Origin of the sequence: Streptomyces synnematoformans, from assembly GCF_039531005.1 — a bacterium.
Lineage (GTDB): Bacteria > Actinomycetota > Actinomycetes > Streptomycetales > Streptomycetaceae > Streptomyces > Streptomyces synnematoformans.
Genome location: NZ_BAAAPF010000244.1, coordinates 1 through 10,830 on the forward strand (window position 1 = coordinate 1; position 10,830 = coordinate 10,830).

The following is a 10,830-nucleotide window of genomic DNA, read 5'->3' on the forward strand; positions in this document are numbered from 1 at the left end:
ACATTCTACCAACTCCTTGGCTCACAGAACGACATGGCTACGATCCGACTTTGCCCCGGACCGCCCGGCGCGCCTTCCGGCACACCGCCCGGCGCCGCCTGCCCGCCGTCCTCCGGCGGCGGCGCGGGCGCCTGCGCCTCCGACGCCTCCGCGTCCGACGGCGGCCGGGCATCGCGGAACGCGACCCCGCCCTGCCCGGGCACACGCACGTCCCAGGGCGGGCCGAACCGCCCGCGGGACGGCGCGGGGGAGCGGCCGCGGGACGGCGAAGGGGCCCCGGCCGCTGCGGGGACGGGGCGTGGGAGGGCCGCGCTGCGGCGTCGGTCCGGCTGCATCTGGACGGCGTCGTCTCCTCAGGTCGTCTGCCCGCTCGGCCGGGGCGCGTACGCGGGCGCGCGTAACTGCTACCGGAGACGCTACCCCGCCCGGCCTGCCGCGGCCCCGTCAGGGGACGCCCGGTATGGTGGCAGACGTCCGCAGCCCCTCCCCGGGAATCCCTGGCCCCCCAGGGTCTCGCGGCTCGTCCGGACACACAATCGCCCGCCGAAGAGAGATCCGCCGCCGTGGTTCCGCATGCGCCCGCCCGCCTCGTCGTGCTCGTCTCCGGCTCCGGTACGAACCTGCAGGCCCTGCTCGACGCCGTCGCCGCGCAGGGGGCCGGCGCCTACGGCGCCGAGGTCGTCGCCGTAGGCGCCGACCGCACCGCCGAGGCCGGCGCCGCCGGGCTGCTGCGCGCCGAGCGCGCCGGGCTGCCGACGTTCGTCTGCCGCGTCCCGGACTTCGCCACCCGCGCCGAGTGGGACCGGGCGCTGACCGAGGCCACGGCCGCGTACGAGCCGGACCTGGTGGTCTCGGCCGGGTTCATGAAGATCGTGGGGGCGGAGTTCCTGGCGCGCTTCGGCGGCCGGATCGTCAACACCCACCCCGCGCTGCTCCCCAGCTTCCCCGGTGCCCACGCCGTGCGCGACGCGCTCGCGCACGGCGTCAAGGTCACCGGGTGCACCGTCCACTTCGTCGACGAAGGCGTCGACACCGGCCCGATCATCGCGCAGGGCGCGGTCGAGGTCCGCGAGGAGGACCACCGGGACGGGGGCGAGGCGCTCCACGAGCGCATCAAGGCAGTCGAACGCCGGCTGCTCGTCGAGGTCGTGGGCCGGCTGGCCCGGGACGGCTACCGCGTCGAGGATCGAAAGGTTCGGTTCGGTGAGTAACACAGAGGTGAGCAGGACGGAGCCGGCAGCGGCCGGCACCCGGCGGCCGGTGCGCCGCGCGCTCGTCAGCGTCTACGACAAGACGGGTCTGGAGGAGCTGGCCCGTGGGCTGCACGAGGCCGGCGTCGCGCTCGTCTCCACCGGCTCGACCGCCGCGCGCATCGCGGCGGCGGGGGTGCCGGTGACGAAGGTCGAGGAGCTGACCGGCTTCCCCGAGTGCCTGGACGGCCGGGTGAAGACCCTGCACCCGCGGGTGCACGCGGGCCTGCTGGCCGACATGCGCCTCGACGGCCACCGGCGGCAGCTCGCGGAGCTGGGCGTCGAGCCGTTCGACCTGCTGGTCAGCAACCTCTACCCGTTCGCCGAGACGGTCGCCTCCGGCGCCTCCCCCGACGAGTGCGTGGAGCAGATCGACATCGGCGGCCCGTCGATGGTCCGCGGCGCGGCGAAGAACCACCCGTCGGTCGCCGTCGTCGTGGACCCGGCGCGCTACGACGAGGTGCTGGGGGCCGTCGCGGACGGCGGCTTCGACCTGGCGCAGCGCAAGCGGCTCGCGGCGGAGGCGTTCCAGCACACGGCGGCGTACGACGTGGCCGTCGCCAACTGGTTCGCCGCCGAGTACGCGCCCGACGGCGACGGCCCGCAGGACTTCGTCGGCGCCGCGTACACCCGCCTGAACCCCCTGCGCTACGGCGAGAACCCGCACCAGGCCGCCGCCCTCTACACCGACGGCTCCGGCGCCGGCCTGCCCGGCGCGGAGCAGCTGCACGGCAAGGAGATGTCGTACAACAACTACGTCGACACCGAGGCCGCCCGCCGCGCCGCGTACGACCACGACCGCCCCTGCGTCGCGATCATCAAGCACGCCAACCCCTGCGGCATCGCCGTCGGCGACGACGTCGCCGAGGCGCACCGCAGGGCGCACGCCTGCGACCCGGTGTCCGCGTACGGCGGCGTGATCGCCGTCAACCGGCCGGTGTCGAAGGCGCTGGCCGAGCAGGTCGCGGAGATCTTCACCGAGGTCATCGTGGCGCCGGCGTACGAGGACGGGGCGCTGGCGGCGCTGACGCGCAAGAAGAACATCCGCATCCTGACCAGCCCCGGCGCCCCGCGGCAGACGCGGGAGTTCCGGCCGGTCGAGGGCGGGCTGCTGGTGCAGGAGCGGGACGCCTTCCAGGCCGAGGGCGACGACCCGGCCGCCTGGACGCTGGCCGCGGGCGCGGCGCTGGACGCCGCGGAGCTGGCGGACCTGGCGTTCGCCTGGCGGGCGTGCCGGGCGGTGAAGTCCAACGCGATCCTGCTGGCGAAGGACGGCGCCACCGTCGGCGTCGGCATGGGGCAGGTCAACCGCGTCGACTCGGCGAAGCTCGCCGTCCAGCGCGCGGGCGCGGAGCGCGCGGCGGGGGCGTACGCCGCCTCCGACGCCTTCTTCCCGTTCCCCGACGGGCTGGAGGTGCTGCTCGACGCGGGGGTGCGGGCGGTGGTGCAGCCGGGCGGGTCGATCCGCGACGAGCAGGTGGTCGAGGCCGCGCAGAAGGCGGGCGTGACCATGTACCTCACGGGCGCACGGCACTTCTACCACTGACGGCCCCGCCGCCCACGGCACGCACCGGCGTCATGGACTGACGTACGAAGGGAGCCCCGCCGGCACCGGCGGGGCTCCCTTCGTACGTAACGAACCTCACATCACGGCTTGGGGCGGGCGAACCAGCGCCCGGAGACGCTGCTGGAGACCATCACGAGGGAGATGATGCCGAGCGCGATCCAGATGATGCCGATCGGCAGTGCCACCACCCCGAAGAGGATGAGGAAGCTCAGCCACACGATGCTGCCGACGCGCACGCCGCCGCCGCCCTTGCCGAACAGCGAGGCGAGGACGATGCCGATGATCGCGTGCACGAGGTAGACGCCGGCGACGACGGCCACGGCCTCGGCGGGGACGCTCACGCCCGAGCCGTCCTCGAAGCCCTCCTCGAAGTCCTCCTTCGCGACCGCGATGCCGATGAGCAGCAGGATGGAGAGCATGGACTGCAGCCCGCCGGAGATGAACATCATGATCCGGGCGGCGGTCGCCTTGCCCGGGATGCTCGTGGGGTGGTCGACCGCGCCGTACGGGCCGGGGCCTCCCGGGTACGCGGGATACGGCTGGCCGGCGGCGGGGTACTGCGGGTAGCCGTAAGGCTGTTGCTGCGGTGGCTGCTGCTGTGCCTGCTGCTGCTGGCCCTGGGACCCGCCGTAGGGGTTGTTCTGGTCGGGGAGGCTCACGGTGCCCTTCTTCCGCGGTTTGAGGTACTGACACACTGACCTGGCCCGAGGACCGCTGTCCAGACCGGCTGATTGGTCTGTTACCCACCGCATCGGGGAGGATGGGGGCCATGACCGCCCAGATTCTCGACGGCAGGGCCACCGCGGCCGCGATCAAGTCCGAGCTTGCCACGCGTGTGCAGGCGCTCAAGGGCCGGGGTGTCGCGCCCGGCCTGGGCACCCTCCTGGTCGGCGACGACCCGGGCAGCCAGAAGTACGTCGCGGGCAAGCACCGCGACTGCGCCGAGATCGGCATCGCCTCCCTCCAGCGCGAACTGCCCGCCACGGCCACGCAGGAGCAGGTCGAGGCGGTCGTCCGCGAACTGAACGAGGACTCGGCCTGCACCGGCTACATCGTCCAGCTGCCGCTGCCGCGGCACATCGACGAGAACCGGGTGCTGGAGCTGATCGACCCCGCCAAGGACGCGGACGGGCTGCACCCCACCAACCTCGGCCGGCTGGTGCTCAACGAGCCCGCGCCGCTGCCCTGCACGCCGAACGGCTGCATCCGGCTGCTGCGGCAGTTCGGGGTGGAACTGAACGGGGCGCACGTCGTGGTGGTCGGGCGCGGCGTCACCATCGGCCGGTCGCTGCCGCTGCTGCTGACCCGCAAGTCCGAGAACGCCACGGTCACCCAGTGCCACACCGGCACCCGCGACCTCGCCGGGCAGCTGCGGCAGGCCGACATCGTCGTGGCCGCGGCCGGCTCGCCGCACCTGATCAAGCCGGTGGACGTCCGCCCGGGCGCCGCCGTGCTCGACGTCGGCGTCAGCCGCGACGAGCGCGGCAAGATCGTCGGCGACGTACACCCGGGCGTCGCGGACGTCGCCGGCTGGCTGTCGCCGAACCCCGGCGGCGTCGGGCCGATGACGCGCGCGATGCTGCTGTTCAACGTCGTGGCGGCGGCCGAGGCCGCGGCGGGGACGGGCGCGGCGGCCTCCGCGGCGCGGTGATCGCCCGCCGCACGGCGTTCCCGACCCGCGGCACGGTACGCCCCGAGGGCGGCGGCGGGGCGGCGTCCGGCCAGGCGCCGCCGCCGGCGCGGCAGTGGCCGATACTCCTGGTGCTGGCGATAGCGGCAGCCGGTCTTGTGACGGTGGCGGCGGGGCCGTTCCGCGAGGGCACGCTGGTCGTCGGCGGGGCGCTGCTCGTCGGCGGCGTGCTGCGCTGGCTGGTGCCGGAGGTCGGGATGCTGGCGGTCCGGTCCCGGTTCACCGACATCGTGACGTTCGGGGTGCTGGGCCTGGCGATCGTGCTGCTGGCGCTGGTCGCGATGCCGGGTCCCTGGCTGGAGCTGCCGTTCGTGGAGGACGCGGTCCACTTCTCCGTGCGCTGACGCCCGGCTCGTGCCCGGGATCTCCACGTCCGTGCTGGCAGATGCGATGCTGGAGCGGGAGCGCGGCAGGAGCGCCGGCGTCACGGAGAACCCTCGGCACAGGCACAAGGGGGAGCAGGGGAGTAGCGATGCCTCGCTGGGAGGAGCTGCCGGAAGAGCTGGACCCGCAGATACGGGACTTCGCCGGGCACCTGCGCCGGCTGGTCGACCGCAGCGGTCTGACGGTGTCCGAGATCGCGGACCGCACCGGGTACAGCAGGTCGTCGTGGGAGCGTTACCTGGGCGGGCGGCTGATGCCGCCGCGGGCGTCGGTGGTCGCGTTCGCGGAGGTGACGGGCGCGCGGGACGAGCAGCTGATGGCCGAGTGGGGCGCGGCGGACCGCGCCTGGAGCCGCGCGGAGCTGCGGAACGAGGCGGCGCTGCGGGCCCTGCGGGCGGCGGAGCCGGGGCCGGACCCCGACGCCGGACCGGCGCCGGGCGGTCGCCCGGGGCGGCGGCTGCGCGGGGTCCTGGGGCGGGGCAGGAACCGCGGCGAGGACATACCCGACATACCCCCCGGCGAGGCGATACCGGGGCCGGCGGAGCCGGCCGGCCCGGAGCGTCCCGGGGGGACGACGGAGCGGACCGGGGGCGCCGAGGGGCCCGTACGACCGGACGCCACCGAGCGCTCGGCGGTACGTCCCGGCCCCCCGCCGCCGCCGCCGGAGCGGCGGGTGCGCGCGGAGGAACCGCCGGACAGCCGGCCGACGGAGGCGGGTACCGGCGCTGGAGCCGCAACCGGCGTCGGAGCCGGCGCCGGTACGGGAGCCGGAGCCGGGACCGGCACCGGTGCCGGCACCGGTACGGGAGCCGGGACAGGCGCGGGAGCCGGGACCGGCTCCGGCGGCTCCTCCCGCGACCCCGACGAGACCACCGAACTCCGCGCCCCCGCCCGCCCCGCTCCCGCCCCGGCCTCCGAACCGGATCCCGCCCCCGCCCCCGACCCAGACCCCGAGCCGCTCGGCGGCACGGCCGCGACGTCCCGCATCCCCGCGGCGGCCGCCCCGTCGACCACCGCCACCGCCACCGCCGCCCCGCCCGCGACCAAGAAGTGGCCGCTGCGCCGCCTCCTCCTCGCCGGCCTCGTCACCCTGCTCCTCGCCGGCAGCGGCGCCGGCGTCGTCTACGTCACCCACGGCCTGGTCACCGACCCCGGCACCGGGGAGCAGCGGGAGCCGCGCGGCGGCCCGCCGCCCGACTCCAGCCCCGCCGGCTCGGCGTCCGAAGCGCCGTCCGAGTCCGCGTCCGGGACCGGGTCCGCGTCCGAGCCGCTGCCCGAGGGCGTGGAGTGCCGGGGAGCCGACTGCACCGGCGAGGACCCCGACGAGATGGGCTGCGGCGGCGACTTCGCCCGGACGACCACGCGGACGTACGTCGGCGACATGCTCCTGGAGATCCGCTACAGCGAGCCCTGCCGGGCGGCGTGGGCCCGGATCACCTCCGCCGAGCCCGGCTCGACCGTCACCGCACTCGCCGAGCCGCCGGGCGAGGAGCCGGTCCGCGCGGACGCGGCCGCCGGGAACAGCGAGGGCTACACGGCGATGGTCGCCGCGGAGCGGCTGGCCGACGTGCGGGCCTGCGCCGCGCTCCCGGACGGCACCGCGGACTGCACGGAGGGCACCCCGCCGGCGTAACGCGCCGCCGCCGGCCGGCCCCGCGGCCCGTACCGACAACGGCCCGTGCCCGGGGCCCGATTCCGGCACGTCGTGACCGGGCCCACACCGGCCACCCTCCGGCACTCCGTGCCAGTCGGATAGATTGACCCGGGGGCGCGGCTGCCCTTGGTGGCCCGGGCCCCGCCAGCCCGTACGTCGCGCCCCCTCATCGGAGAGATCACCATGACCCGCACTCCCGACAGCCCCGTCACCGTCACCGTCACCGGAGCGGCCGGGCAGATCGGCTACGCGCTGCTCTTCCGTATCGCCTCCGGGCAGCTCCTCGGCCCGGACGTGCCGGTCAGGCTACGGCTGCTGGAGATCACCCCGGCCCTCGGCGCCGCCGAGGGCACCGCGATGGAGCTGGACGACTGCGCGTTCCCGCTGCTGCGCGGCATCGACATCACCGACGACCCGAACGTCGCCTTCGCCGGCGCCAACGTAGCGCTGCTCGTCGGCGCCCGCCCGCGCACCAAGGGCATGGAGCGCGGCGACCTGCTGGAGGCCAACGGCGGCATCTTCAAGCCGCAGGGCAAGGCCATCAACGACAACGCCGCGGACGACATCAAGGTCCTCGTCGTCGGCAACCCCGCCAACACCAACGCGCTCATCGCCCGCGCCGCCGCGCCGGACGTGCCGGCCGAGCGGTTCACCGCGATGACCCGCCTCGACCACAACCGCGCGCTGTCGCAGCTGGCGAAGAAGACCGGCGCCGCGGTCGGCGACATCAAGAAGCTGACGATCTGGGGCAACCACTCCGCGACCCAGTACCCGGACGTCTTCCACGCCGAGATCGCCGGGAAGAACGCCGCCGAGGTCGTCAACGACGAGAAGTGGCTGGCCGACGAGTTCATCCCGACCGTCGCCAAGCGCGGCGCGGCCATCATCGAGGCCCGCGGCGCCTCGTCGGCGGCCTCGGCCGCCAACGCCGCGGTGGACCACGTCCACTCCTGGGTCAACGGCACCCCGCAGGGCGACTGGGTGTCGATGGGCATCCCGTCGGACGGTTCGTACGGCGTGCCCGAGGGCCTCATCTCGTCGTACCCGGTGACCTGCGCCGGCGGCTCGTACGAGATCGTGCAGGGGCTGACGGTCAACGAGTTCTCGCGGGCCCGCATCGACGCCTCCGTGCAGGAGCTGGCGGAGGAGCGCGAGGCGGTACGCGCCCTCGGCCTCGTCTGAGCGCCGGGCGCCCAGGCGTCCGCACGTACACCGCCGCGGCGGGTCCTCCCCCCGGGGAGGGCCCGCCGCGGCGGTGCGTGCGGGCTCATTCGGTTGCCGCGGCCGGGCCTTCGTCCCCGGGGCCGTCGGCCCCCGGGGTGCTCGGCCTCGCCGCGCTTGCCGTGCGGGAGGAGGTGTCGGCACGATGGCGACGGTTGGTCGGCCGTCCGGTGGGAGCCGGGTGGGGGGACAGGGGAGAAGAGCATGAGCGGCAACGGTGGGGTGTACGGGGACGAGGACGCGCGGCGGGGGGCACCGGAATCCGCGGCCCCGCCGCCCCCGGCGACGCCCCCGGCGCCCGCGGAGTCGCCGGCCCCTGCCTCGTCGGACGGGACCCCGGAGGACGGGACCCCGGAGGACCGGACCCCGGAGGACCGGACCCCCGAGGGCCGGACCCCCGAGGAGGGCCCGGCTCGCGACGACCGGACCCCGGACGACGGGGCTCCCGGGGGCGGCGCGCCGGCACCGCCGCTCACCGCCCCCGAGTGGCCGGAGGCACCGGGTTCCGCGGCGCCGCCCGCCACCGCGCCGCACGACCCGGGTGCGGCGATTCCGGCGGCCGAGCTGCCGATGCAGTACGCCACCCCGCCACCGCCGGCCCCGTCCGCGTACCCGGCGGTGCACGAGCCGGCGCCCGCCCCCGCACCCGCCCCCGGCACGAACGGGGCCTACGACCCGTACGCCGCCTACACCCCCTACCCCGGCGACTTCGAACTCCGCCCCGAGGCCGACGACCGGTCGCGGCGCCGCGGGGTCGTCGTCGCGGTGGTGGGGCTCGCCGTGATCGTCGGCGGGGCGCTCGGTGCCGGCGGCTGGCAGCTGCTGAGCGACGACGACGGCAAGGCGGCGGCGAAACCGCAGCACAGCGCCACGGCGGAGCCCAAGCCGTCCGCGGACCGCACCGACCCCGCGCCGACCTCCGCGCCCCCGTCGCCGTCGTCGTCGGAGTCCGCCCTCCCCTCCGGCTACGTGCACGCCACCGAGGACGGCTACTCTCTCGCCGTACCCGAGGACTGGGAGCGCCGCGTCGACGGCGTGTCCGTGTTCTACGAAGAGCCGCGCGTGGACGGCGCGTTCGTCCAGGTCTACGAGGTGACCGAGGACATCAGCCCGTACGAGGCCGTGCAGGTCATCGAGGAGACCAAGCGGGAGGCCGACGGCTACCGGCGCAACGACCTGGCGGATCTCGGTACCGCGGCGGAGTACGACTACTCCTACGTCGACGATCAGCTCGGCCCCCGCCGCGTCCTGCTGCACGACCGGGAGACGGCGGACGGGAAGATGTACGCCCTGCTCGTCTCCGGTCCGGAGGCGGACTGGCCGCGCCAGCGGGAGGTCCTCGACGCGATGACGGCGTCGCTCTGCACGGACACCGCGTGCCCGGAGCCGGACGGGGCCTGAAGCGGACAGGGCCTGAAGCGGACGGGCCCGGGGCGGCGCCGCGGCGCCGCCCCGCCTCACCCCTCGTCCGCGGTCTCCCCGCGCAGTTCCGCCGCCAGCTCCCGTACCGTCGCCAGCGTCCGGTCGAACAGCCCGCCGCCGAACGTGATCCGGCTCGCCCCCAGCGCGCCCAGCTCCTTCGGCCCCGGGCCGCCCGGCACCGCCAGGGCGTTGACCGGCAGCCCGATCTCGTCGGCCAGCAGCCGCAGGTGCCGGGGCGGCGCCGTGATCGGGTACACGGCGTCGGCGCCGGCGGCCGCGTACCGGCGGCCGCGTTCGATCGCCGCCGCGGGGTCGGGATCTCCGCGTACGAAGGTGTCGACGCGGGCGTTGATGAACAGCCGGTCGCCCGCCTCGGCGCGTACCGCGGCGAGGAAGTCCGCCTGCTCGGCCGCGTCCCGCAGGGTCTTGCCGGGGTGGACGGTGTCCTCCAGGTTGCAGCCCACCGCGCCCGCCGCCAGCAGCCGCTCGACCAGCTCGCGCGGCGGCAGCCCGTACCCCGCCTCGACGTCCGCGGTGACGGGGACGGCCACGGCCCGGGTGATGCGGGCGACGGCCGCGAACATCTCGGCGGCCGGCGCGGCCTGGCCGTCTCCGTAGCCGAGGGCGGCGGCGACCCCGGCGCTCGGGGTGGCCAGCGCCGGGAAGCCGGCGTCGGCGAAGGCGCGGGCGCTCGCGGCGTCCCACGGGCCGGGCAGGACCAGGGGGTCGGCCGCGGCGCGGCCGTGGTGCAGGGCGCGGAACTCGTCCACGCCCCCGCCGCCTCCGGCACCCCCGCCGCCTCCGGCGCGTGCGGCATCCTCCGCGGTCATGCCGGCCGCTCGTGCTCGCCGGGCTCGTAGTTCCCGGCCTCCGTCCGGCTGGTGACGCACCAGCGGTTCCAGCCGTTGATCGCGATAAGCACGCCGATGAGCCGCGCCAGCTCCTGCTCCCCGAAGTGCTTCGCCGCCCGCTCGTACACCGCGTCCGGGACGAAGCCGTCCGTCAGCACCGTCACCGCCTCGGTGAGGGCGAGCGCCGCCTGCTCCTTCTCGGTGTAGAGGTGCGGCACCTCCTCCCAGGCGCCCAGGAGGTAGAGGCGCTGCTCGGTCTCGCCGGCGGCGCGCGCGTCCTTGGAGTGCATGTCGATGCAGTACGCGCAGTGGTTGATCTGGGAGGCGCGGAGCTTCACCAGCTCGAAGACGACGGGGTCGAGGCCCTTCTTGGCCGCCTGCTCCAGTCTGACCAGGGCGCGGTGGACGTCGGGGACGAGCGCGGGGAGGTCGATTCGCTGTGTCATGCCTCCCACGCTAGATCTTCATATCCCAGATGTATGGTCCATTTCCATGGCGGATCACTGGGCCACTTCGGCGGGTCTTCGCGACTTCCAGCGCTCGCTCGACCTGCATCTCGACGTGCGCGGCGGCAGCCGCGGCACCGGCGCCGCGCTGATCAGGGCGCTGCGCGACGCCGTGCGCACGGGCCGGCTCCCGCCGGGCACCCGGCTGCCGTCGTCCCGGGCGCTGGCCGCGGACCTGGGCGTGGCCCGGAACACGGTGGCCGACGCGTACGCCGAGCTGGTCGCCGAGGGCTGGCTGACCGCCCGGCAGGGCTCCGGCACCCGGGTCGCCGCCCGCGCCGTCCC

General features: G+C 75.6%; 11 protein-coding genes. 8 read left to right on the top strand and 3 right to left on the bottom strand.

Features of this window, described 5'->3' with window-relative positions; all coding sequences use genetic code 11:
• Window positions 1-563: 563 nt before the first annotated feature.
• On the top strand, window positions 564-1,211 hold the full coding sequence (gene purN / locus ABD317_RS27200) for a phosphoribosylglycinamide formyltransferase (protein ID WP_027755725.1): 648 nt from the start codon (window positions 564-566) through the stop codon (window positions 1,209-1,211).
• Window positions 1,204-2,796 (top strand): bifunctional phosphoribosylaminoimidazolecarboxamide formyltransferase/IMP cyclohydrolase, encoded by a 1,593-nt coding sequence (gene purH, locus ABD317_RS27205; protein ID WP_344292927.1) that lies wholly within the window; start codon window positions 1,204-1,206, stop codon window positions 2,794-2,796. Before purN ends, purH begins: the two co-directional genes overlap by 8 nt.
• 101 nt (window positions 2,797-2,897) lie before the next feature.
• On the opposite strand, the gene ABD317_RS27210 is transcribed toward purH, so the two are convergent.
• A complete protein-coding gene (locus tag ABD317_RS27210; protein ID WP_027755723.1) occupies window positions 2,898-3,476 on the bottom strand; it encodes a hypothetical protein in 579 nt (192 codons plus the stop codon).
• Window positions 3,477-3,586: 110 nt separating this feature from the next.
• Between ABD317_RS27210 and ABD317_RS27215 the strand changes: the two genes are divergently transcribed.
• The 5 genes from ABD317_RS27215 (at window position 3,587) to ABD317_RS27235 (ending at window position 9,167) form a co-directional block, all read left to right on the top strand.
• Window positions 3,587-4,468, top strand: a complete 882-nt coding sequence (locus ABD317_RS27215; RefSeq protein WP_344292929.1) for a bifunctional methylenetetrahydrofolate dehydrogenase/methenyltetrahydrofolate cyclohydrolase — start codon at window positions 3,587-3,589, stop codon at window positions 4,466-4,468.
• Entirely contained in the window at window positions 4,465-4,851 is a 387-nt protein-coding gene (locus tag ABD317_RS27220) for a DUF3017 domain-containing protein (protein WP_344292931.1), read from the top strand. The genes ABD317_RS27215 and ABD317_RS27220 overlap by 4 nt, the downstream gene beginning before the upstream one ends.
• A 128-nt stretch (window positions 4,852-4,979) precedes the next feature.
• On the top strand, window positions 4,980-6,524 hold the full coding sequence (locus ABD317_RS27225) for a helix-turn-helix domain-containing protein (protein WP_344292933.1): 1,545 nt from the start codon (window positions 4,980-4,982) through the stop codon (window positions 6,522-6,524).
• A 204-nt stretch (window positions 6,525-6,728) separates the two neighbouring features.
• A complete protein-coding gene (locus ABD317_RS27230; protein ID WP_344292935.1) occupies window positions 6,729-7,727 on the top strand; it encodes a malate dehydrogenase in 999 nt (332 codons plus the stop codon).
• A 243-nt stretch (window positions 7,728-7,970) separates the two neighbouring features.
• Window positions 7,971-9,167 (top strand): DcrB/PsbP domain-containing protein, encoded by a 1,197-nt coding sequence (locus ABD317_RS27235; protein WP_344292937.1) that lies wholly within the window; start codon window positions 7,971-7,973, stop codon window positions 9,165-9,167.
• Between the two features lie 56 nt (window positions 9,168-9,223).
• On the opposite strand, the gene ABD317_RS27240 is transcribed toward ABD317_RS27235, so the two are convergent.
• The gene (locus tag ABD317_RS27240) at window positions 9,224-10,018 is read right to left on the bottom strand and encodes an isocitrate lyase/PEP mutase family protein (protein WP_344292939.1); all 795 of its coding nucleotides are present in this window, start codon (window positions 10,016-10,018) and stop codon (window positions 9,224-9,226) included.
• Window positions 10,015-10,485 (bottom strand): carboxymuconolactone decarboxylase family protein, encoded by a 471-nt coding sequence (locus tag ABD317_RS27245; RefSeq protein ID WP_344292941.1) that lies wholly within the window; start codon window positions 10,483-10,485, stop codon window positions 10,015-10,017. Before ABD317_RS27245 ends, ABD317_RS27240 begins: the two co-directional genes overlap by 4 nt.
• A gap of 46 nt (window positions 10,486-10,531) precedes the next feature.
• Between ABD317_RS27245 and ABD317_RS27250 the strand changes: the two genes are divergently transcribed.
• A partial coding sequence (locus ABD317_RS27250) for a GntR family transcriptional regulator (protein WP_344292943.1) occupies window positions 10,532-10,830 on the top strand: 299 nt, incomplete at its 3' end.